This window comes from Parazoarcus communis SWub3 = DSM 12120 (assembly GCF_003226565.1).
GTDB classification, from domain to species: domain Bacteria; phylum Pseudomonadota; class Gammaproteobacteria; order Burkholderiales; family Rhodocyclaceae; genus Parazoarcus; species Parazoarcus communis.
In genome coordinates this window covers 606,370-628,955 of the sequence record NZ_QKOE01000001.1, presented here as the reverse complement: position 1 = coordinate 628,955, position 22,586 = coordinate 606,370, and the positions used below count along the sequence as shown (strand labels likewise).

The 22,586-nt window shown below is 64.1% G+C and carries 20 protein-coding genes and 1 pseudogene; 11 read left to right on the top strand and 10 right to left on the bottom strand.

Going from position 1 to position 22,586, the window contains the following annotated elements:
* The first annotated feature begins 12 nt into the window (after nt 1-12).
* The 5 genes from DNK49_RS02910 to DNK49_RS02890 all read left to right on the top strand — a co-directional run bounded on the left by DNK49_RS02910 (nt 13) and on the right by DNK49_RS02890 (nt 5,494).
* Nucleotides 13-846: a hypothetical protein gene (locus DNK49_RS02910; RefSeq protein ID WP_110522791.1), complete on the top strand. Its 834-nt coding sequence runs from the start codon at nt 13-15 to the stop codon at nt 844-846.
* On the top strand, nt 839-1,897 hold the full coding sequence (locus tag DNK49_RS02905) for a 4Fe-4S binding protein (protein WP_243632215.1): 1,059 nt from the start codon (nt 839-841) through the stop codon (nt 1,895-1,897). Before DNK49_RS02910 ends, DNK49_RS02905 begins: the two co-directional genes overlap by 8 nt.
* Entirely contained in the window at nt 1,894-2,637 is a 744-nt protein-coding gene (locus tag DNK49_RS02900) for an urease accessory protein UreH domain-containing protein (RefSeq protein ID WP_110522790.1), read from the top strand. The genes DNK49_RS02905 and DNK49_RS02900 overlap by 4 nt, the downstream gene beginning before the upstream one ends.
* Nucleotides 2,638-2,669: 32 nt before the next feature.
* Nucleotides 2,670-4,745: a TonB-dependent copper receptor gene (locus tag DNK49_RS02895; RefSeq protein ID WP_243632214.1), complete on the top strand. Its 2,076-nt coding sequence runs from the start codon at nt 2,670-2,672 to the stop codon at nt 4,743-4,745.
* A gap of 158 nt (nt 4,746-4,903) precedes the next feature.
* Complete coding sequence (locus DNK49_RS02890; RefSeq protein WP_110522788.1) at nt 4,904-5,494, top strand: Crp/Fnr family transcriptional regulator; 591 nt, start codon at nt 4,904-4,906, stop codon at nt 5,492-5,494.
* 25 nt (nt 5,495-5,519) lie between these two features.
* Here the strand turns inward: DNK49_RS02890 and DNK49_RS02885 are convergent, their stop codons facing one another.
* The gene (locus DNK49_RS02885) at nt 5,520-6,200 is read right to left on the bottom strand and encodes a superoxide dismutase (RefSeq protein WP_110522787.1); all 681 of its coding nucleotides are present in this window, start codon (nt 6,198-6,200) and stop codon (nt 5,520-5,522) included.
* 464 nt (nt 6,201-6,664) lie between these two features.
* On the opposite strand from DNK49_RS02885, the gene yjjJ reads away from it, so the two are divergent.
* Complete coding sequence (yjjJ, locus tag DNK49_RS02880) at nt 6,665-7,969, top strand: type II toxin-antitoxin system HipA family toxin YjjJ (protein WP_110522786.1); 1,305 nt, start codon at nt 6,665-6,667, stop codon at nt 7,967-7,969.
* A 72-nt stretch (nt 7,970-8,041) separates the two neighbouring features.
* Here yjjJ and DNK49_RS02875 read toward each other — a convergent pair whose 3' ends face one another.
* The 5 genes from DNK49_RS02875 to prpC form a co-directional block, all read right to left on the bottom strand.
* Nucleotides 8,042-8,638: a GntR family transcriptional regulator gene (locus DNK49_RS02875; protein ID WP_110522785.1), complete on the bottom strand. Its 597-nt coding sequence runs from the start codon at nt 8,636-8,638 to the stop codon at nt 8,042-8,044.
* A gap of 86 nt (nt 8,639-8,724) precedes the next feature.
* On the bottom strand, nt 8,725-9,585 hold the full coding sequence (locus tag DNK49_RS02870) for an isocitrate lyase/PEP mutase family protein (RefSeq protein ID WP_110522784.1): 861 nt from the start codon (nt 9,583-9,585) through the stop codon (nt 8,725-8,727).
* Between the two features lie 33 nt (nt 9,586-9,618).
* A complete protein-coding gene (prpF, locus tag DNK49_RS02865; protein ID WP_110522783.1) occupies nt 9,619-10,809 on the bottom strand; it encodes a 2-methylaconitate cis-trans isomerase PrpF in 1,191 nt (396 codons plus the stop codon).
* A gap of 36 nt (nt 10,810-10,845) precedes the next feature.
* Nucleotides 10,846-13,455: a Fe/S-dependent 2-methylisocitrate dehydratase AcnD gene (gene acnD / locus DNK49_RS02860; RefSeq protein WP_110522782.1), complete on the bottom strand. Its 2,610-nt coding sequence runs from the start codon at nt 13,453-13,455 to the stop codon at nt 10,846-10,848.
* Between the two features lie 102 nt (nt 13,456-13,557).
* Entirely contained in the window at nt 13,558-14,712 is a 1,155-nt protein-coding gene (prpC, locus tag DNK49_RS02855) for a bifunctional 2-methylcitrate synthase/citrate synthase (RefSeq protein ID WP_110522781.1), read from the bottom strand.
* A 156-nt stretch (nt 14,713-14,868) separates the two neighbouring features.
* Here prpC and DNK49_RS02850 point away from each other — a divergent pair, with 156 nt between their 5' ends.
* Nucleotides 14,869-16,314: a short-chain fatty acyl-CoA regulator family protein gene (locus tag DNK49_RS02850; protein WP_110522780.1), complete on the top strand. Its 1,446-nt coding sequence runs from the start codon at nt 14,869-14,871 to the stop codon at nt 16,312-16,314.
* Here DNK49_RS02850 and cybH read toward each other — a convergent pair.
* From cybH to DNK49_RS02835, 3 genes are all read right to left on the bottom strand, one after another.
* Nucleotides 16,304-17,011 (bottom strand): Ni/Fe-hydrogenase, b-type cytochrome subunit, encoded by a 708-nt coding sequence (cybH, locus tag DNK49_RS02845; protein ID WP_110522779.1) that lies wholly within the window; start codon nt 17,009-17,011, stop codon nt 16,304-16,306. The two genes, DNK49_RS02850 and cybH, sit on opposite strands and share 11 nt — an antisense overlap.
* 150 nt (nt 17,012-17,161) lie before the next feature.
* Nucleotides 17,162-18,952, bottom strand: a complete 1,791-nt coding sequence (locus DNK49_RS02840) for a nickel-dependent hydrogenase large subunit (protein ID WP_110522778.1) — start codon at nt 18,950-18,952, stop codon at nt 17,162-17,164.
* A 2-nt stretch (nt 18,953-18,954) separates the two neighbouring features.
* The gene (locus tag DNK49_RS02835) at nt 18,955-20,043 is read right to left on the bottom strand and encodes a hydrogenase small subunit (RefSeq protein ID WP_110522777.1); all 1,089 of its coding nucleotides are present in this window, start codon (nt 20,041-20,043) and stop codon (nt 18,955-18,957) included.
* Nucleotides 20,044-20,292: 249 nt separating this feature from the next.
* Between DNK49_RS02835 and DNK49_RS02830 the strand changes: the two genes are divergently transcribed.
* From DNK49_RS02830 to DNK49_RS02815, 4 genes and pseudogenes are all read left to right on the top strand, one after another.
* On the top strand, nt 20,293-20,634 hold the full coding sequence (locus DNK49_RS02830) for a hypothetical protein (protein ID WP_110522776.1): 342 nt from the start codon (nt 20,293-20,295) through the stop codon (nt 20,632-20,634).
* Nucleotides 20,631-20,858 carry a hypothetical protein gene (locus DNK49_RS02825; RefSeq protein WP_110522775.1) on the top strand — a complete coding sequence of 76 codons (228 nt, stop codon included), beginning with the start codon at nt 20,631-20,633 and terminating at the stop codon, nt 20,856-20,858. Before DNK49_RS02830 ends, DNK49_RS02825 begins: the two co-directional genes overlap by 4 nt.
* A gap of 34 nt (nt 20,859-20,892) precedes the next feature.
* Nucleotides 20,893-21,147: a hypothetical protein gene (locus DNK49_RS02820; protein ID WP_243632213.1), complete on the top strand. Its 255-nt coding sequence runs from the start codon at nt 20,893-20,895 to the stop codon at nt 21,145-21,147.
* Nucleotides 21,148-21,455: 308 nt separating this feature from the next.
* Nucleotides 21,456-21,796: pseudogene (locus DNK49_RS02815) on the top strand (nucleotidyl transferase AbiEii/AbiGii toxin family protein); the annotation flags it as partial.
* A 111-nt stretch (nt 21,797-21,907) separates the two neighbouring features.
* On the opposite strand, the gene DNK49_RS02810 reads toward DNK49_RS02815, so the two are convergent.
* Nucleotides 21,908-22,585: a response regulator gene (locus DNK49_RS02810; protein ID WP_243632212.1), complete on the bottom strand. Its 678-nt coding sequence runs from the start codon at nt 22,583-22,585 to the stop codon at nt 21,908-21,910.
* Between the last annotated feature and the right edge of the window lies 1 nt (nt 22,586).

Below are 22,586 nucleotides of genomic sequence, written 5' to 3'. Positions count from 1 at the left end.
CGCAGGCCGCGCGTGCGCAACTGGGCGGGGCTGATGATGGCGACGGTGCTCTTGCAGCCATTGTCGGGTGCCGGTCACGAAGGTGAGCACCCGGGGCGTCCGACGGCAGCGCGTAGCAGTGCGACCGACTGGACTCGCGCGCCGCTGATCGAGCCGGGCCGCCCCGGTGAGGATGGGCGTGTGCGCTTCCGCGTCATTGGGTTCGAGGGCGGTGTGATCGAGGTTTTCGGCCCCGACGCCGACGCCTCCCCCGCGCAGGCAAGGCGCGAGGCGGACGGCAGCTGGAGTGCCGGGCAGGTCACCGAGGGGCATCACCACCTGCTGCGTGGCACGATGCGCGAAGGCCAGCGTGTGCTGACTGCCGCGACGTGGTGGTTCTTTCCCAAGCCCGGTCCCTCGCCCGAGATCATGTTGAAGCAGCACCGTGGCGGGCTGGAACTGCTTCCCGACCGCCTGCCCAATCGTGGCCCCTATAAGGAGGGCGAACGCCGGCTGTTTTCGGTGTACTTCGACGGCGTGCCGCTGGCCGGGGTTGCGGTGGTGCTTGAGACAGCACGGGGCAGCCGCATCCGGGCGCTGACCGATACCCAGGGCGAGGTGGCGATCCGCTTCCCGGATGACCTCGATCCGCAGGAAATCGCGCAAGGTGGGCGTCGCACCTCCGCCGGGTTTGTCGTCAGCACCACGCATCGTAGTGGTGATCTCGAGCATGTCTCCGCGTTCAACGGCCAGTATGGCCCCGACCCGATGCGCAACCGCAGCCTGGGCTATGGCGTGGGTTTCATGGTCTTGGGCATGGTCGCCGCCTTGCCCTTGTTGAGGAACAGGAGGCGGGAACATGGCTGAGGCGATGAAAGCGCTGTTTCCGACGCTGGGGCGGGTGCGGCTGTATGTGCAGTTGGTGATGCTGTTCCTGACGGTCTGGGGCGGCAGTCTGGTGGGTCACTATGCCGCAGACAAAATCTCGAATGCCCTGCCTGCGCTGTCTTGCGCTTATGACCAGCAGAACGGCGGCTACTGCGTGCTGGTGCCGCTGCAACACCAGATGCATCACCGCGTGGGCGAAGCACTGGTGCGGGCTCAGGAGGTCAGCCTGAAGATCGTGTTGCCGCTGCTGTTTACGCTGGCATCGTTTGCTGCGTTCTTCCTTGTGTTGGGCAAGGCTTTCTGTGGCTGGGTCTGCCCGCTCGGGACCCTGCAGGAATGGACCCACAAACTGGGTCGTCGATTCGGCCGGCCCCTGCATACCCTGGATCCAGCGGCAACCGGGCGGGTGCGTCCGGTGAAATGGCTGGTGTTGCTCGGGCTGGTGTTCCTGCTGCCCTTGCTGACAGGCTTGGGGGTGACGCCGCACAGCTTTGGCAACCCCTACTGCGACGTTTGTCCGTCGCGGATCGCGACCACCTTGTTGACCGCAGACAGCAGCGAACTGGCCATCCGGCTGGGTGACGGCTGGACCTTTGCGCTGGGGGCGCTGGCCAATACCCTGTTCGGCTTCGTGATGATTGCGGCGCTGGCGGTGCGGCAGCCGTTCTGCCGGATCTGCCCGATGCTGGCGATGAACGCGGCATTCCGGCGTTTCTCCCTGACCCGGCTGGTCAAGCGTCGCCACGACAAATGCGACAAGTGCGGGGTGTGCGCGAAGGCGTGCCCGATGGATATCCATGAGATTCATACCGAGCACGGCCGGCGCGCCTATCACGATGACTGCACCCTGTGCGGACGTTGTGCCGAGTTCTGCCCGGATGACGACGTGATCTCGATCCGGTTCGGTCCGATTCCCGTGTTCCGGTCCTCGCGCGACTACTACCGAGGCCGGGTGGCGGGAGAACTGCCGGATGGCACCGTCAAGCCGGTCCGCATCGTGCGCCGTCAACCCGGCAAGGAGGCCTCATGAGCGGTGAGCTGCCGGTCGCGGGCAGCCTGTCGGCGCTGCCCTTGGGGCTGTTCGGGTCGATGACCCTGGGCTTGTCGATGGGGCTGACGGCCTGCACCGTGACCTGCCTGCCTTTTCTGGGCACCTGGGCGCTGGGTCGGGGCCGTGGGCATGACCTTGCAATGCGCGACACCTGGCTGTTTCTGGGTGGGCGGGTACTGGCCTATGGCCTGCTCGGGCTGCTTGCCGGATGGATGGGCGCGCGGCTGGCCGGCTGGCTCTCTGGCGGCATCGGGCATCTTGCAATCGGTCTGGCGAGTTGTCTGGCAGGCGGCGTCCTGATTTACCAACTGCTCAGGTCGGCCCAGCCGCGCACGGCCGACGCAGCGACAAGTGCCCGCCCCCTGCAGTTTCATCGTCAGCGCCCCAGCGCCGGCATGAGCGCCGGCTGCCGTCGTCCATCAAGTGGTGCCCGGCTACCGCCTTTTCTACTGGGGCTGTCGCTCAGCCTCACGCCCTGTGCTCCGCTGGGTTGGCTGCTGGGCATCTGCTCCTTGTCCGGCAGTGCGTTGGCCGGGGCCGGTCACGGGCTGGCGTTCGGGCTGGGCGCCGCGGTGACGCCACTGCTGCTGCTGGTCCCTCTATTCGGCACCCTTGGCGCCCGTCTGCTGTCCGGCCGCGCCTGGCTGCATCGCTGGCTGGCCGGTGGCGCGGGGGCGGTGTTGGTCCTGCTGGGCATCCGGCGCCTGCTGTTGATCTGATTTTCTTTCTCATCCCTATGGAAGCAATACGCATGAATATCAAACCTCCCATGAAGTGCAGCCTGCTGGCGGCGCTGATCGCTTGTGCCTGGATTCCGGCGGCTTATGCCACTGAAACCGATACCGAGAACCGACTGGCGCCGGTCGTGGTGACCGCACCGGTCACCGTCGATGCGCTGACCGTGGTCACCGATCCGAAGGCGCCGCGGCAGCCGATTCCTGCGCACGATGGCGCGGATTTCCTGAAGAGCATCCCGGGCTTCTCGGTGATCCGCAAGGGCGGTACCGATGGCGATCCGGTGCTGCGCGGCATGTCGGGTTCGCGGCTGGGCATCTTTCTGGATGGTCAGGAGATCTACGGTGGCTGCGGCGGCCGGATGGACCCGCCAACGGCCTATGTCTATCCCGAATCGTATGACCGGGTAACAGTGCTGAAAGGCCCGCAGACGGTGATCTACGGGGCTGGGGTGTCGGCAGGCGCGGTGCTGTTCGAGCGCGACCTGAAGCCGCTCGATGAAGCCGGCTGGCGCCTTGACGGCAGCCTGACCGTGGGCAGCTTTGGCCGCAACGACCAGGTCATCGATGTGCGCGGCAGCACGCCGATGTTCCAGGTGCGTGCGGGCGGCACCCATGCCCATGCCGAGAACTATCGTGATGGCGATGGCGACAAGGTGCACTCGCGCTACACGCGCTGGAACACCCAGGCCGCACTGGCGTGGACGCCGGATGCCGACACCGCGGTCGAGCTGTCGATGGCGCGCAGCGATGGTCGTGCCGCCTATGCCGACCGTGGCATGGATGGGTCGCGCTTTGCCCGCGAGAATATCGCGTTGAAGTTTGAGCAGCGCAAGCTGTCGCCGTTGGTGGAAAAGGTGTGGGCGCAGGCCTATTACAACTATGTCGATCATGTGATGGACAACTACAGCCTGCGTGATCAGCCGCTGGCAAACCGTTTTTCGGCGATGAATCCGGACCGCATCACCACTGGTGCGCGGGCTGGCGTGGTGCTTGCCCCCAGCGAGCCGTGGCGGCTCACCCTGGGTGCCGACACCAAGCGCGACATCCATCGCGCCCGTAACGCGATGAACCGCGCCAGCGGCGATGCCGCGGACGATACCTTCCGCAGCTTGCCGTACGAGGAAGACATGCGCTTCGACCAGTTCGGCGTGTTTGGTGAGGCGGCGTACCGCGATGCGGATGGTGGGCGCACGGTGGCGGGGCTGCGCATCGACCAGCATGCCGCCAAGGATGGCCGCCGCTGCGTTGCCGGGATGTACATGAACGGCATGTGCATGATGGTGCCGGTCAACCGGACCCGGGGAGAGACCGACCGCGCGACGCTACGCAGCGGGTTTGTGCGCTACGAAGGCGAGTACGCACTGGGCAACTGGTACGCAGGCCTTGGCCATGCGGAACGCTTCCCCGACTACTGGGAGCGCCTGCTGCGCGATGAGAACACGCTCAACAGCGCCTTCCTGAGTATCCGCCCGGAAAAGACCACCCAGCTCGACGTTGGCACGCACTGGCAGCAGGGGGCGTGGAGTGGATCGTTGTCGGGCTACTACGGCAAGGTCCGCGACTACGTGCTGCTGACCTGGATTGCACCGACCCGGGTACGCAATGTCGACGCTACCCTGGTCGGGCTCGAAGCCGATGTGGCCTGGCGCTTTGCCCGCAACTGGCGCACCACCGGGACGCTGGCTTGGGTACGGGGTGAGAACGATACTGACGATACCGCCTTGGCCCAGCAGCCGCCCCTGGAGGCCCGGCTGATGCTCGAGTACGACGATGGCACGTTCTCCTATGGCGGTCTGTTGCGCATGGTGGCCGACCAGAAACGTGTCGACATCGGCTCAGGCAACATCGTCATGAACGGTCAGGACATCGGTCCGTCCTCGGGCTTTGCGGTGGTATCGCTCAATGCCGGCTGGCGTGCGGCCAAGGGTGTGTTACTGACCGCGGGTATCGACAACCTGTTCGACCGGACCTATGCCGAGCATCTGTCGCGTACCGGTTCATCCCTGCCCGGTTTCGTGTTTCCGGCCAACACCCGGATCAATGAGCCGGGTCGCAATGTGTGGGTGAAGGCACAGTTCGCACTGGATTGATGTGTTCATGCATAATGCATGAGTAGTGCCCTGCACGGCGTGTGTCCGCTGTGCTGTGATCCTGACTTCAGGATGCAGAGCGCACACGGATTTCCCTGGGGTTGAGCCCCGCTTTGAAGGAGCCACCCCGGACGTCTGTTCCGGGGTACAGACAGGAAATGCGAGAGAGTCAGCAAAATACCGACGGGACTTCACGTGCCCCGCAGCGGGAAGTCGCGCGAGGGGAGTACATCTATCATGCGGGTGAACGGGGCAAGGCGTGGCGCATTGTCGCCGGTAGCGTTCGTCTGGATCGGCACGAAGACGACGGACCTGCCTTCGCCGGGCTTTCTCTGGCTGGAGACGTGATTGGTGCCGAAACCCTATTGTTCGGCGCCTACACCTACACGGCCCAGGCATTGTCGGGGTGCGTGGTCGAACCTTGGGGGGCGCCGGCCGAGCGTTTTGGCGAGAGCATGCTGCGCCTGCTCGCAGCGACCGAGCAACGCATGGCCGACATCCTGGCCCTGCGCAATGGCAGGGCGGATCAGCGCGTGGGAGGCTTGCTCGCGCTGCTGGGTTCGGCTGGTGCGGTCTTCAGGTTACCGCGACTGCGCGACATTGCGGATATCACAGGTCTGACCATCGAGACGGTCTCCCGTACCCTCCACGCCCTGGATGAAGAAGGCGCGCTCGAGGTCGAAGGCTGTCGGCAAGGACGGCGGATCGGTGGGGCCGAACTGGCCCCCACGCGTACCTTGCGGCCCTGAACGCGGGTTCGCGGGCCGGGGGACATTACTTCGATGCAGCTTCGAAGCGCGCGTTGACCTCATTCCAATTCACCACGTTCCACCAGTTGGTGGCATATTCGCCGCGCTTGTTCTGGTACTTGAGATAGTAGGCGTGCTCCCAGACATCCAGCCCCAGGATGGGGGTGCCGCGCTCGATGCCCGGCAGGTCCATCAGCGGGTTGTCCTGATTGGGGGTGGAGGTGATCGCAAGCTTCTTGTCGGCGGTCACGATCAGCCATGCCCAGCCGGACCCGAAGCGACTCAGCGCCGCTTGATCGAAGCGCTTCTTCATCTCGTCCAATGAGCCGAACGCGGCATTGATTGCACTCGCCAATGCGGGGGCGGGTGTGCCGCGCTGGCCTTCGGGTGCCATGACCTTCCAGAACAGATCGTGGTTGTAATGACCGCCTCCGTTGTTGCGGACGGCGGTGTTGTACTTGGACATCTGACCCTGCACTTCCTCGATCGACAGCTTGGCCAGTTCGGGATAGGTCTGGATCTGGGCGTTCAGGTTATTGACGTAGGCTGCATGATGCCGGCCATGATGGATCTCCATCGTGGTCTGATCGATATGAGGTTCGAGCGCCGCGCTGGGGTAGGGCAGCGGTGCCTGAACGAACTGGGCAGCGGCCAGGGTAGGAAGGATGCTGGCAGCCAGGGTGATGAAGGTCTTGAATGGCGTCATGACGTGCTCCTGCAGTAGGTGACGGTGATGTACGGCTCAAGTTGCCCCTGAATGTTGCGCTTGCGATGTCATCCGGTCATGCCCCTAAGCGTGTGGCAGGGGGTGACCTGCGGGCGGTACAGTCACCGCCAGATAGGTGCGTGATCAGGGACGGCTGCCACATGGGCTGCGATGCGCGTTGTTCCAGCCCAAGGGCATGGCTGTGAAGCATAGCACTTGCATGTCATGGTTGAGAGGCATTCTCGAAATTCCGGACTGAATCTGTGGGATAAACCGTCCTGCCTGCGGGTAGCTTTTTCACGGACCAGACGCCTGCGCAATACGCCATCCTTTCTTCAGGGCAGGCTCCGCGTCAGGTCCGTAGCGCAAGGCGCTCGCCCTCATTGCTCGGAAGGCCGTGACGGCTTGTCTTCAATTGGCTAGACTGACTATTCATAAATCTATTCATATAGCTATTCACGCTCATGAGCCGCCATTCCGACTTGATTCGCTTGCTGCTCCGCAAGGGGCCAGTGACGACTCGGCAAGTTGTTGAAAAGGCGGGGGTCAGCCAGCCGACGGTTTCGCGTGCGCTGACTGCGCTGGGGGATGAGCTTGTCCGCATCGGGGCTGGCCCATCTATTCGTTATGCGCTCAGGGATGCGTCTCGCGGCTTCGTGTCGGCTCCGGTCTACCGTGTGAACGAAGCGGGGCGGGTTCTGGACTTGGGGCTGCTCATTCCTGTTTGTCCGGCCGGGTTTGTCATGGTGCAGGCTGATGGCGGGGCGCGGCACAGTGATGGCTTGCCGTGGTGCTTGTTCGACTTGCGCCCAGAGGGCTATCTTGGCCGGGCCTATGCCTCTGCGCACGCGGCTGGCCTCGGTTTGTCACCGAACCCGGAGCACTGGAGTGACACGGAGGTGATCAGGGCCTTACTGGCACAGGGGGGGGACGCGATCGGTGATCTGTTGGTCGGCGCGTCGGCGCGCGACCAGTTTCTTGAAATGCCGGCGCCGCGCCCTGTCGATCGGGCGGCCGACTATCCTGCGCTGGCGCGTGCAGCCGCAGCGGGGGAGGCGGCTGGGTCGTCCGCGGGTGGCGAACAGCCGAAGTTCTGCGCATATACCGAGCAGGGTCATGTGCTGGTGAAGTTCTCGGCGCCAGACGACAACCCGGTCAGCGAGCGATGGCGTGACCTGCTGCTTGCCGAGCATCTGGCGCTTTCCGTGCTTGGTGTTGATACCCGGGTTTTTGATTTTGGCGGTCAGCGATTCCTGGAGGTGCCACGGTTCGACCGCGTCGGTGAGTTCGGTCGTATCGGGGTGTTTTCCCTGCGTGCGCTCGACGCCGAGTTCGTCGGCGATGTGACGGCACCCTGGCCGTCGCTGGTACGCCGTCTGGTTGCCGATGGTCATGTCCATGCCGACGCGATCGCAGACGCCGCACTGCGTTGGGCGTTTGGGACCTTGATCGGTAACACCGACATGCATGCGGGAAATCTGTCTTTTCTCAATCGGCATGATGGCCCCTATCAGCTTGCGCCTGCTTATGATGTGCTACCCATGGGGTTTGCGCCCAGAGGCGGCGGTACGCTTGTGAATACCTTGGCGCCGGCATCACTATCCGCGACGGTGGAGGGCGCGGGCTGGCGTGAGGCCTTGAGTCTGGCGGAAAGATTCTTTGCCAAGGTCAGCGATTGCGATGATTTTTCCGGCAGCTTTGGTCCCTGTGTGGTCGCGATTCGACAGCACATCGATGAGGCTGCAGTGCGTATTGCTCGTCTGGGTTGATGGCGGGGCTGCGCTGTTACGCTTGAGGCTTGCCCGCGGCAAGGCTGACGCCGATACTGGATCGGTGCTGCGCTAGCCTTCGGGCAGCGAGGCAATGTGGCGGGCCGCGAGCCAGTGCCGGTCCTGGGCGTATGTTGTCCACAGGTGTTCCGCCCGATGGGGCTGCCGCTGCGCCAGCGCGGCGGAAAGGGCCGGCATTGCGACTGCCAGCAGGGCCGCGTCGGCGGCGCTGAACTGCGGCCCGCAGGCGAGTTGAACCTTGTCGTTGAGGCGCAGGATGGTGTCGGTCAGGTAGCGGTTGCCACCGCATTCAAGTAGTTCGGCAAGGCCTGCGGGTTTCGCCGGTTGGAGGCCATTGTGGGCTGCCTCGCGCACGGCGTGCAGGCCGAGCATGGCGATCACGCTCAACAGCCCGGCGACGTCAGCGGCCGAGAGCTCGGCAACGCAGCAGCCGCGACGGGGTTCAATATCCACCAGCCCTTCTCGACCCAGCACCTTCAGGGCCTCGCGCACCGGGGTGCGGCTCACCCCGTAGCTGCGGGCGAGTTCGTTTTCGTCCAGCGGGCAACCCGGCACGAACTCATGCGCGAAGATGCGCGTACGCAGCGATTCGGCCACGCTCTCGTAGAGCGCGCGCGGGCGCAACCAGTCCTGACTTTCGCTTTTCATGTTTCTCTCGATCCTGCACTCAAACATCCGCTTCGAATTCGGTGACGGGCCCTGCCTCGATCTGACTTCCCTGCGGCCCGGCGGTCTTAGCTGTAGCGCTGCTCGAGCGCGTCCCAATCGGCTTTGTCGACCAGGCGCTGGCGTTCGGCGAAGGGGGTGACAAGGCCGCTGGATTCCTTGACCTCCTTCCGGTCGCGCAGCACGGTGAGCGCTTTCTGCATGCCCATCACCGCGCCTTGCAGCGCGGCGTTGGCGTACAGCACGATGCCGTAACCCAGTTCGCCCAGTTCGGTAGCGTTGAAAATGGGTGTCTTGCCGCCGATGACCATGTTCATCAGTTGCGGTTTGGCGAGGCGCTGTGGCAGTGCGCGAACCTCTTCTGCTCGAGTGACGGCTTCAACGAAGAGGATGTCGGCGCCGGCTTCGGCAAACTTCTGCGCACGCTCGATGGCGGCCTCGAAACCGTGCACGGCGGCGGCATCGGTACGCGCCATGATCAGCAGCTCGGGGTCGCGACGGGCGTCGGCGGCCGCCTTGATCTTGCCGACGGCTTCTTCGGTGCTGATCACGTCCTTGCCGTTGAAGTGGCCGCAGCGCTTGGGCGCGACCTGGTCTTCCAGCTGGATGCAGTCGGCGCCGGCACGTTCCAGTGTGCGCACGGTGTGATAGACATTGAGCGCGTTGCCGAAGCCGGTGTCGGCATCAACGATCAGTGGCAGCGTGACCGCGTCGCGGATGCGCGCGGTGTGGTCGGCGATGTCGGCCAGGCCCATGAAACCTTGATCGGGCATGCCGAACCACATGTTGGTGACGCCAGCGCCGGTGATGTAGATGGCTTCGAAACCGAGGTCTTCGATGACTTTGGCAGAGAGCGCGTTGAAGGCGCCGGGCACGAGCACGCCGCGGCGGGATTCGGCCAGGGTTTTCAGGGTCTTGCGGGTGGACATGAGGTCTCCAGGGGGTGACAGGGGCAGAGTGGGTCAGAGCGCGTCGCCGGGAATGCGCACCCAGCCTTCCATCAGCACGCGGGCGCTTCGGCTCATGACCGCTTTGGCAACTTGCCAGCGGCTGCGCGCGTAGCGAGCTTCGGCGCCGACGCGCAGCGTGCCCGAGGGGTGGCCGAACCGGATGCTGTTGCGTTCGCCGCCACCCGCGGCAAGATTGACCAGGGTGCCGGGCACCGCGGCTGCGGCGGCAATGGCCACTGCGGCGGTGCCCATCATGGCGTGGTGCAGCTTGCCCATCGACAGTGCCCGCACCAGCAGGTCGATGTCGCTTGTGGCAACCGGCTTGCCGCTGGAGGTGGTGTAGCTGGCCGGTGGGGCGACAAAGGCAATCTTGGGCGTGTGCTGGCGGCTGGCGGCTTCGGATACGTGGTCGATCAGCCCCATGCGGATGGCGCCATGGGCGCGGATGGCTTCGAAGCGTGCGAGCGCTGCGGGGTCGCTATTGATGGCGTCCTGCAGTTCGGTGCCGGTGTAGCCGATGTCGGCGGCGTTGACGAAGATCGTGGGAATGCCCGCGTTGATCAGCGTGGCTGGAAAGCGGCCGACGCCGGGTACGTCGAGCGGATCGATCAGGTGGCCGGTGGGGAACATCGCCCCGTCTTCTCCATCGCCGTCTTCGGCCGGATCGAGAAATTCCAGTTGGACTTCCGCTGCGGGAAAGGTGACGCCGTCGAGTTCGAAACCGCCGGTTTCCTGTACCTCGCCCTGGGTGATGGGAATATGGGCGATGAGGGTCTTGCGGATGTTGGCCTGCCAGATACGTACGGTGACGACGCCGTTCTGCGGGATCCGCCAGCGGTCGAACAGGCCGCTGGAAATGGCGAATGCACCGACGGCGGCAGACAGGTTGCCACAGTTGCCGGTCCAGTCGACAAACGGGTGGTCGATCGAGACCTGGCCGAACAGGTAGTCGACGTCGTGGTCGGGGCGCATGCTGCGCGACAGGATCACCACCTTGCTGGTGCTGGAGCTGGCACCGCCCATGCCGTCGATCTGCTTGCCGTAAGGGTCGGGGCTGCCGATCACGCGCAGCAGCAGGCGGTCGCGCGTGGGGCCGGGTGCCTGTGCGGCGGCGGGCAGGTCCTGCAGGCGGAAGAATACGCCCTTGCTGGTGCCGCCGCGCATATAGGTGGCGGGAATCCGGATCTGGGGTGAGTGGGTCATCAATGTCTCATCCTGGGTTGCGGGGGGCGCGCCCGATCAGGCGTCCGCCCGGTTAGCTGCGGCGAGAAAGTCTTGCGCAAAGCGTTGCAGCACGCCGCCCGCGCGGTAGATCGACACCTCTTCGTCGGTGTCGAGCCGGCTACTGACGGCAATGTTGAGGGTCTTGCCGTCGCGGCGGTGTATGACCAGGGTCAGATCGGCCCCTGGGGCCAGGGTGCCGACTACATCGAACACCTCGGTGCCGTCCAGCGCCAGGGTGTGGCGGTTGGTGCCGGGCTTGAATGCCAGCGGCAGTACACCCATGCCGATCAGGTTGCTGCGATGGATGCGCTCGAACCCCTCGGCGACAATGACCTCGACGCCCGCCAGGCGTACGCCCTTGGCTGCCCAGTCGCGGCTGGAACCCTGGCCGTAGTCGGCGCCGGCGATGATGATCAGTGGCTGGCGGCGGTTCATATAGGTCTCGATGGCCTCCCACATGCGCATGACCCGGCCGTCCGGTTCGACACGGGTCAGCGAGCCTTGCTGCACCTTGCCATCGATGACCGCCATTTCGTTGACCAGTTGCGGGTTGGCGAAGGTGGCGCGTTGCGCGGTCAGGTGGTCGCCCCGGTGGGTGGCGTAGGAATTGAAGTCTTCCGCCGGTAGCCCCATTCGCGCCAGGTATTCGCCGGCCGCGGAGTCGGCCAGGATCGCGTTTGATGGCGACAGGTGATCGGTGGTGATGTTGTCCGGCAGGATGGCCAGCGGTCGCATGCCGGTAAGCGTGCGTTCGCCGGCAAGGGCGCCTTCCCAGTAGGGTGGGCGGCGGATGTAGGTGCTTTGCGGTCGCCAGTCGTAAAGCGGCGAGGCGGCGCGGGCGCGGGCGGTTTGTTCGAACATGGGCAGATAGACCTGCTGGAACTGGGCCGGCTTGACTGCGCGTTCGACAATGGCGTCGATTTCTTCGTCGCTTGGCCACAGGTCGCGCAGTTGGACGGCCTTGCCTGCGCTGATGGTGAACCAGTCCTGTTCGATGTCGAAGCGGATGGTGCCGGCCAGTGCGTAGGCGACCACCAGCGGTGGGCTGGCGAGGAAGGCCTGGCGGGCGTAAGGGTGGATGCGTCCGTCAAAGTTGCGGTTGCCCGACAGAACCGCGGTGGTGTACAGGTCGCGGTCGATGATCTCTTGCTGGATCCGGGGTTCCAGGGCGCCGCTCATGCCATTGCAGGTGGTGCAGGCGAAGGCGACGATGCCAAAGCCCAGCGCCTCCAGATCTTCCAGCAGGCCGGCTTCCTTCAGGTAGAGCTCGACCACGCGCGAACCCGGTGCCAGCGAGGTCTTGACCCAGGGTTTGCGGGTCAGTCCCAGCCTGCGTGCCTTGCGCGCCAGCAGCCCGGCGGCGATGAGATTGCGCGGGTTGGAGGTGTTGGTGCAGGAGGTGATGGCCGCAATGATGACGGCGCCGTCGGGCATCAGGCCCTGGGCTTCCTGTTCGCGGGCCTGTTGCAGCTTGCCGGCGATGCCGAGTTCGGTCAGCGCGCTGGTGGGCAGGCGGCGGTGCGGGTTGCTGGGGCCGGCCAGGTTGCGGACCACGCTGGACAAGTCGAAGCGCAGCACACGCTCGTAGCATGCGGCCACTAGTGTTTCGCCCCATAGCCCGGCCTGGCGGGCGTAGGTTTCCACCAGCCGCACCTGTTCGGCGCTGCGGCCGGTAAGGCTCAGGTAGCGCAGGGTCTGGGCGTCAATGTAGAACAGCGCGGCGGTGGCGCCATATTCGGGACACATGTTGGAGATGGTGGCGCGGTCGCCTATCGACAGGCTTTCGGCGCCAGGGCCGAAAAACTCCAGGTAGGTGCCGACGACTTTTTGCTGGCGCAGGAACTCGGTCAGGGCCAGCACGATGTCGGTGGCGGTGATGCCGGGCTGGCGACAGCCGCTGAGTTCGACGCCGACGATCTCGGGCAGGCGCATCCACGAGGCGCGGCCCAGCATCACGTTTTCGGCTTCGAGTCCGCCGACGCCCACCGCGATCACGCCCAGTGCATCCACATGCGGGGTATGGCTGTCGGTGCCGACACAGGTGTCGGGAAAGGCTACGCCGTCCTGTACCTGGATGACCGGCGACATCTTCTCAAGATTGATCTGATGCATGATGCCGTTGCCGGCGGGGATGACGTCCACATTGTCGAATGCGCTGCGGGTCCATTCGATGAAGTGAAAGCGGTCCTCGTTGCGGCGGTCTTCGATTGCGCGGTTCTTGCGGAAGGCATCGGGGTCGTTGCCGCCGCATTCGACGGCCAGCGAGTGGTCGACGATGAGTTGCACCGGTACCACCGGATTGATGGCCGCCGGATCTCCGCCCTGGTCGGCGATGGCGTCGCGTAGCCCGGCCAGGTCTACCAGCGCGGTCTGGCCCAGGATGTCGTGGCAGACGACGCGTGCCGGATACCACGGAAAGTCGCGCTCGCGCTTGCGTTCGACCAGTTGCGCAAGGCAGGCGTCGATGATGGCAGGGTCGGCCTTGCGCACGATGTTCTCGGCATGGACGCGGGCAGTGTAGGGCAGCTTGGACCAGGCGCCGGGCTGGAGGGCTTCGACCGCCTCGCGGGCGTCGAAGTAGTCCAGCAAGGTGCCGGGCAGGGGTTTGCGATGGGCTGTGTTCATGTGTGGCGGGCAGTCTAAGGCGGAATGGGGCGTGGGGCGCTGCCGGAGGCAGCGCCAGCAGGGCGGGCGGGTGGCGGCGTGACCGCCTGGCAGCGCCGGGTGTCAGTGGCGCTCTTCGATGGGGACGAAGGCAAGGTCGTCCGGCCCGACATAGTTGGCGCTGGGGCGGATGATCTTGTTGTCGATGCGCTGCTCGATAATGTGCGCGGCCCAGCCGCTGGTGCGCGCAATGACGAAAAGCGGGGTGAACATCGCCGTGGGTACGCCCATCATGTGATAGCTCACCGCGCTGAACCAGTCGAGGTTGGGGAACATGTTCTTGACCTCCCACATGACCTGCTCCAGCCGTTCGGCAATGTCGTACATCTTGCTTGAGCCGGCATCCGTCGACAGGCGCTTGGCGACGCCCTTGATGACCACGTTGCGCGGGTCGCTCACCGTGTACACCGGATGGCCGAAGCCGATCACGACTTCCTTGGCCTCTACACGGCGGCGGATGTCGGCTTCTGCCTCGTCCGGGTTGTCATAGCGCTTCTGGATCTCGAAGGCGACCTCGTTGGCGCCGCCATGCTTGGGGCCACGCAGCGCGCCGATTGCACCGGCGACTGCCGAGTACACATCGCTACCGGTGCCGGCGATGACCCGTGCGGTAAAGGTGGAGGCGTTGAACTCATGTTCGGCGTAGAGGTTGAGCGAGGTATGCATGGCCCGCACCCAGGTTTCGGCGGGTTTTTCGCCGTGCAGCAGGTGCAGGAAGTGACCACCGATGGAGTCGTCATCGGTCTCCACGTCGATACGCTGGCCCTTGGTTGACCAGTGATACCAGTACAGCAGCATCGAGCCGAGCGAGGCCATCAGGCGGTCGGCGATGTCGCGTGCGCCGGGGGTGTTGTGGTCGTCTTTTTCGGGCAGTACACAGCCTAGCGCGGAGACGCCGGTGCGCATCACATCCATCGGGTGGGCGGAGGCCGGCAGGCGTTCCAGCGCCTCTTTTACGCTGGCCGGCAGGCCGCGCATCGATTTCAGGCGGGTCTTGTAGGCACGCAACTCGGCCTGGGTGGGCAGTTTGCCGTGCACCAGCAGGTGAGCGACTTCCTCGAATTCGCAGCGTTCGGCAAGGTCGAGGATGTCGTAGCCGCGGTAGTGCAGGTCATTGCCAGTCTTGCCGACGGTGCACAGCGCGGTGTTGCCGGCGGTGACACCGGAGAGGGCGACGGACTTCTTGGGTTTGAAACCGGGTTCGACAGCGGTGCTCATGCGGTGCTCCAGGCGTGAGAGGGTGGAAGGATTTGCGTTTGATTTGATTTGTTCGCAATATACGCACCCAGAAAATGCCGTAAATAACTGAATTGGCGTTGATTTGTGAAGGCTGTTCGGTGTTTTTGCAAATCTTGTTAATTTCTGGGGCAAGCGATGAAGAAGGTCTTTACCGGTGTGCGTGTGCGTCGCCTGCGCGAAGAGAAGGGGCTGACTCAGGCCGCCCTTGCGCGCTTGCTGGAGATCTCGCCGAGTTATCTCAATCAGATCGAGCAGAACCAGCGGCCATTGACCGTGCCCGTGCTGCTACGGATCAGTTCGGTGCTGGGGGTGGACGTGCAGCGTTTCTCGGACGATGACGAGGGACGGCTGGTCGCCGAACTGAGTGATGTGCTGGGCGACGCGGGGCTGGCGGTCACCGGTGAAAAGGTGGCGATGAGCGAGATTCGCGAGCTGGCGGCGCAGATGCCGGCGGTGGCGCGTGCCTTGCTGACCCTGGACCGGCGACGACGGGAGGCGGAGGAGCGGCTGTCTGTCTATGCTGCACGGTTTGGCGACAGCAGCGGCGATGCGCTTGCCGTTCCATTGCCGCACGAGGAGGTGCGGGACTTTTTCTATGCCCGCCACAATCATATCGTCGAGCTCGATGACATGGCCGAGCGTATGGCCGAGGCCTGGGGCGTGAGACCGGGAGAGGCGGAGTACGCGCTGACCGCACGCCTGTTGGACGCACATGGTGTGCAGGTGTTGAGTCCGGCGGTGGCGGACAGTGACGGGTTTGCTTTCCTGCGCGAGTTCGAGCCAGCCCGGGGCGTGCTGCATCTCTCGCCCTTGCTGGACAGTGGGCAGCGTGCCTTCCAGATTGCGACCCAGCTGGCCTTGCTCGAGGCATACGAAACGATCGAAGCGCTGGTTGGAACCGGCGGGTTCCGCGGGGAGGAGGCCTGTGCGCTGGCCCGCATTGGTCTGGCAAATTACTTCGCGGGGGCGCTGATCCTGCCGTATGGCCGCTTTCTGGCCGCGGCTGAAGAGATGGCCTATGACATCGACCGGCTTGGCCGGCGTTTTGGCGTGGGTTTCGAGACAGTTTGCCACCGGCTGTCTACCTTGCAGCGGCCGGGTGCGCGTGGGGTGCCTTTCATTTTTGTGCGTGTCGACCGGGCGGGCAATATCTCCAAGCGGCAGTCGGCGACCGATTTCCACTTCTCGCGGGTGGGGGGCAGCTGTCCGCTGTGGAGCGTGTATGAGGCGTTTGCCCAGCCAGAGCGCATTGTCACCCAGCTGGCGTCGATGCCCGATGGCCGCGCCTACTTGTGGATCGCGCGTACGGTGACGCACCGCCAGGGTGGCTGGGGCAGCCCGGCCAAGACTTTCTCGATCGGGCTGGGGTGCGACCTGCGCCACGCTGCACGCCTGGTCTATGCGCGTGGCGTGCCGCTGGACGAACCCGCGGTACGCACACCGATTGGCATGGCATGCAAGGTGTGCGACCGGCCGGATTGTCCGCAGCGGGCGTTTCCGCCAGTGGGCGGACGGGCAGCCGCGGATCCGAACCGCTGCCGCTTCGAACCCTACGGCAGCTCGCCTGGGCTCAGTCCTTGAACATCCGCCAGCCGCTGATCATGGTGCTGATCAGGCTCTGCCGGCTCATGATGTCCTCGCGGATGGCGGCGTAGATGTGCACGATGACGAAACACAATGTCACCCACATGCCCAGCCGGTGCATGTTGTGCACCTGCAGGCTGTTGCCGCCCAGTGCCGCAATGACCCAGCCAAACATCGTGTCGGCCCAGCTGCCCTCGCCCAGGCCTTCGCCATAGAGTGCAAAGCCGGTCAGGATCATGTACACCGCACCAATGGTGAAGAACAGGAACATCATCAGCTGCGCCAGCGGGTTGTGGCCGACGTACTTCTTGGGTTCCCTTACCATGAAAAGGTACCAGCGCAGTTCGTAGAACACCTCGCTCCACCAGCGGGCGTTGAAGATGGGCAGCAGGAAGATCTGGCGTGCGTGGTGGTTGCCGACGATGGCCCAATAGATGCGCCCGAGAAAGCCGATCGCAAACACATAAGCGGCGGCAAAGTGGATGAAGCGGATCCAGCCCATCAGGTACTGCGTGCTGGTGTCACCCGCAAGTGAGGGCAGCGGCTTGCCGATGAAGTAGCCGGTGATCGCCAGCAGGGTGATCGCCAGCGCATTGATCCAGTGCCACAGCCGCAGCGGCGCCTCGTAGACGTACACCGCCTTGACCATGCGCGCATTGCGCTCGGCTTCGAATGCGTCCTGTTGTGCAAGCATGTCTGTTACCTCCGTTGTCGCGGAAGGATGGTGCAAAAAAGGCGGCGAGGGGGCCGGGCGCCGGTCGCGGTCCGTGAGACGCGCGGGGTGAGGGAGCTGTTCGAGATCCGCAACCGGGGGGTAAGCCTTTTCCGTCTCGCCGCCTGCAAGTCAGCGCACTTTGACCGTGGCCATTTCCTGTCCGTCCGGGCTCATCACATGGGTCGAGCACGCCAGGCAGGGGTCAAAGGAGTGCAGGGTGCGGAGGATCTCCAGCGGTTCGTCGGCCTTGGCCACCGGGGTGTTCAGCAGGCTGGCCTCGAAGGCGCCAATCTGCCCCTTGTGGTCGCGCGGGCTGCCGTTCCAGGTGGTGGGGACCACGGCCTGGTAGTTGTCGATCTTGCCGTCCTTGATCTTGATCCAGTGGCCGAGGGCGCCGCGCGGGGCCTCGGTGAAGCCGACGCCCTTGACCTCCTTCGGCCAGGTGGAGGGTTCCCACTTGTCGATGTTGGCGGTCGACTCGTCGCCGGCCTTGATGTTGGCCATCATCTTGTCGAAGAAGTAGTTCATCTTGTGCGCCGCCCACGAGGCTTCCAGCCCGCGCGCCGCGGTACGGCCAAGGGTGGAGAAGATCGCCTGCAATGGCAGGCCCAGGTCGGTGAGCAGCTTGTCCACCGGTTCCTTGAATTCGGGGTTGCCCTGCACATAGCCGATCACGTAGCGCGCCAGCGGGCCGACCTCCATCGCATGGCCTTTCCAGCGCGGCGACTTGATCCACGAGTACTTGCCTTCCTCGTCCAGCGACTGGATGTTGGTCTTGGTGCCCTTGGTGTTCTTGCCCAGTTCGAAGTTGGGCTCGGTGACGCCGTCCCACGGGTGCAGTCCGCGGGTTTCGTCGGCGTACTTGTACCAGGAGTGGGAGACGAATTCCTGGATCTCCTCGGGGTCGCGCAGGTCGACTTCGTGGATCTTGCTCAGGTCGCCATTGATGATGGCGCCGCGCGGCAACAGCAGGTTGCTGGCGCTGTAGTCGTTGGCGCGGTCGGGAATGTCGCCGTAGGACAGCAGCGACAGCGAGGAGATGCCGCCGCCGTAGGTCCAGTCCTTGTAGAAGCCGGCGATGGCGACGAGGTCGGGGATGTAGACCTGGTCGACGAACTCGATCGTGCGCTCGATGATGCTCTTGACCAGGTTCAGCCGCTCCATGTTGATGGCGCCGACGGCGCCAGTGCCATGGATGTTGATCGCACACGGCATGCCGCCCACCAGCCAGTTGGGGTGCGGGTTCTTGCCGCCGAAGATGGTGTGGACCTTGACGATTTCCTTCTGGAAATCCAGCGCCTCAAGGTAGTGGGTGACCGCCATCAGGTTGGCTTCCGGCGGCAGCTTGTAGGCCGGGCTGCCCCAGTAGCCGTTCATGAACGGGCCAAGCTGGCCGGAGTCGACGAACTTTTTCAGGCGGTTCTGGATGTCGCGGAAATAGCCCGGCGAGGACAGCGGCCAGTTGGAGATGCTCTGCGCCAGCTCGGAGGTGGCCTTGGGGTCGGCTTTGAGTGCCGAGATCACATCCACCCAGTCGAGCGCGTGCAGGTGGTAGAAGTGCACCAGGTGGTCATGCACCTGCAGGCACAGTTGCATCATGTTGCGGATGGAGTTGGCGTTTTCCGGAATGTCGATGCCCAGCGCGTCTTCCACCGCCCGGCACGAGGTCAGCGCGTGGGTGCCGGTGCACACGCCACAGATGCGTTCGGTAAAGGCCCAGGCATCGCGCGGGTCGCGGCCCTTGAGAATGACCTCCAGCCCGCGCCACATGGTGCCGGTGGAGACCGCGTTGCGGATCACGTTGTTGCTGTCGAGGTTGACCTCGACCCGCATGTGGCCTTCGATCCGGGTGACCGGATCGACCACCACGCGTTTGCCGGTGTTGTCGAGCTTGAAGCCTTGCGTTTCGTACACGCCCATGATCAATGTTCCTCCTGCTTCACTTCGATGCCCGTCTTGTTGCGGGCGCGGGCCAGTGCGGTGACGGCGGCGTGGGCGGCCACGCCGGCGCCGACCACCGCTGCCGCAGTACCGCCAACCTTGTCGGCGTTGGATTCGATTCCGAATTGCTTGATGTCGGTGACGCGGTCGTAGAAGCCGCCCTTGTCCCAGAAACCGTCCTCCGAGCAGCCGATACAGCCATGGCCGGACTGGATCGGAAAGGACACGCCGCCGTTCCAGCGGACGGTGGAGCAGGCGTTGTAGGTGGTCGGACCCTTGCAGCCCATCTTGTACAGGCAATAACCCTTGCGCGAGCCCTCGTCGTCCCAGGCTTCGGCGAACTGGCCGGCGTCGAAGTGGGGACGGCGATAGCATTTGTCGTGGATGCGCTGGCCGTAGAACATCTTTGGCCGGCCCATGCGGTCGAGTTCCGGCAGGCGCTCGAAAGTCAGCATGTAGGTGACCACTGCGGTCATGACCTCGGCGATCGGCGGGCAGCCCGGCACCTTGATGATGGGCTTGTCGGTGATCACCTTGTGCACCGGGGTGGCACGGGTCGGGTTCGGCTTGGCGGCCTGCACGCAGCCCCACGAGGCACAGGAGCCCCAGGAGATGATGGCCTTGCAGTCGGCGGCAGTTTCGCGCAGTTTCTCGACGAAGGGGCGACCGCCCTGCAGGCAGAACATGCCATCTTCGTTGAGCGGCGGGTTGCCTTCGACGGCCAGGATGTAGTTGCCCTTGTACTTGGTCCTGATCTCGTCAAGGATGGCTTCGGCCTGGTGACCGGCCGCGGCCATCAGAGTGTCGTCATAATCGAGCGACAGCATCGACAGCACCACGTCCTTGGTCAGCGGGTGGGCCGAGCGGATGAAGGATTCCGAGCAACAGGTGCATTCCAGGCCATGCAGCCACAGCACCGGGGTACGCGGCTTGGTTTCCAGCGCATGCGCGATCTGCGGTGCGGCGGCGGAACCCAGTCCGAGCGAGGTGGCAGTGAGGCTGCAGAACTTCAGGAAACTGCGCCGGGTGATCCCCTGGCGGCGCAGTACGTCGTAAAAGGTTTCGGTCATGGAAGCGTCTCCCCTGTCGTGGTTTCACCGCTGGCTGGGCGGCGAAGCGGGCAGGGGGTATAGTCAAGTTCCGTGCCAGTCTTGGATGTGCCGCAAAGCCGCGGTTTCAGGCGGGGTGCGGGCGGGCAGCAATTGGCTGGCTGGTAAGCAGGCTTCCGTTCATCGTTGAGGGTGGAAAGTGCAGTGCCGGGCAAGAACCTTTTTGCGGGCGTGCAGTCTTCTGTGCATGGATTTTTCTGGAGGTGTGACATGGCAGGCAAGAAACTCAAGCCGCGCAATCCGCTCGTTGCGCAGGTTCTGCTGCGCAGTGGCGGTGGGGCGCACGAGGCTTCGGCCAAGGGGCGGCGAAATCGTGACAAGGCCGAGCTGAAGGCCGCCTTGAAAGGTGGCGTGCAGCAGTGGCGGGACGGGGCGGGCAAGGACGACGTCCGGGGGGGAAGTGACAAGCGGATCTGCGTCAAAGGGTCTGCTTTTCACTTCCACTCCACCCAGCCCCGCAGCACGCGTTTTGCAGGGCTGTCGCACACGTCTGCGGTGGCCGGCCGTTGCCGCGGGGGCGTGCCTGCCGTCACGGCGGGGGGTAGGGCATGAAACTCGCCCGGTTGTACCAGCCGAGCAAACCGGCGTTCTGGCTGATGGTGGTGCTCAATCTGCTATCGACCGTGCTGGCCTGGATCGCGCGCAGCCATGATTTGCTGCCTTGGGTGGCGGTCGTGATTGCGGTGTTCGCCGTGGTCAACGCGGTCGTCGGCCTGCGCCTGGCGCTGGGCTTGATGCGCGAGGCGCCGGTGGAGGCAATGACGGGTAACCGTTGACAGTCGTGTTCCAGCGTTCAAGCAGGAGGGCGTCATGATGATTCCGCAGTCCCGTTCCGTCCTTTCCCTGGAGCAGGCCGCGCACTTGATGGTCGAGTCTGCCCGGTCTGCCAATCTGCATGACGCGGAAGTGTCTCTTGCCCTGGCCATTCAGCGCGGCGAACTACACGCCAATATCAAGCGCTGGGCGACCGAGCAGTGGGAGGGACGGCAGCTTCCCGGCAACATCAACCGGCTGGAAACCTGGATCGAGGCCGAGGCGCTTCAGGCATGGTGGGGACGTCAATAGGTGGTTCAGCACCTTTTGTGCGTGTTGGTGTCATGCTCATATGCCTCGGTTTCAGTGGCGCCTCACCTTATGGAGCGCAGGTTGGGGCTTGCCCTCCAGCATAGCTCGCGGTCAGAAGGGCGGGTTGTGGCTGGCGGAGCCGGGCTGGCCCAGGGTGTAGGTTGATTAGTTCATGTTTTGAAAATAAAGCTTCATGCTACTTTCTCTGCACGTTCTTGCGACAGACCTAAGGCTTGATTGGATATCCGTGATCTTTTTAAAACATGGATGGAAATTCTCGGCATCAGGTAATCAAGCGGCTGCAGGCGGGACTCCCCCGCGACCTGTTCGATGTGTGGCAGCTCTTTGAGTCGGGCGACATCAGCGACGACATGGTCGAGTGCTTCGTGGTCTATCTGGCGGGCCACAGCCGGCCGCCCCACGAATGCTGTTCGGCAACGACAAGGACATCGCCGGCGAGTACGAGAGGGCCTTTGTCGGCATGACCGAAGTGGACTGCTCGCTGGAGACACTGCTCGACGCTCGCGCCAGGCTGCGGCGCGAACTGCCACAGCGACTGAGCACCGTGCGCAAGCAGTTTCTGAGCGGGCTGGCGCGCGCAGAACCGGACTGGTCACGGATAGTATGCCAGCACGCCACCCACCGCCCACCTCCGCCGTCGAAACTCCGAAAGGGTCGATGCGGCCGGAGTTGGCCGCATCGCTGCTGTCCGGAACGTGGTCACTGGCCCTTGCAAAGTCCCGCGGCGAAGCAAATAGGATCATGCGGTATGTCGTTCCTTCGCGATAAATCTCAATCCGACTCCCGGTTCAGTGGCTATATAGCGGGGTGCCGAGGCGTTGTCCCCCAACTTGTGACGCAACTTGGCAACGAGAATCCGGAGGTAATGAGCGTCCTCCTCGTGCGTTGGCCCCCACATTTCCCTCAGAATCTGCGTTTGCGTCACAAGCCGCCCGGGTTGCCGGACCAGTAAGGACAGCAGGGCGAACTCCTTGCGGCTCAGCGCGACGACTTGCCCTTGGACCGTCACCTCCCGTTGCATCAGGTCAATCTTGAGAACCCCATCATCAAAAACCGGACCTTCATCCGGGCTCGACTCCATCGTTCGCAGGAATGCGCGGATGCGCGCCATCAACTCGTCGACGCCAAACGGTTTGGTCACATAGTCATTGGCGCCCGCATCCAGCAGGACTACCTTTTCCTCCTCGCCGGATCGCACTGTCAACACGATGACCGGTACGCGCGACCATTGCCTAAGCTCCTTCAGTACTTCTCTCCCGTCCTTATCGGGCAGGCCAAGATCAAGGACGATGAGATCAGCCCCCTTGGTAGCCAACAACGTCAGTCCCTCCTGGCCCGTTCCCGCCAACAGAGTCGCGTAGCCCTGCGACCGCAGACTGATGTCAATGAATTTGCGAATCTGTGGTTCATCATCCACG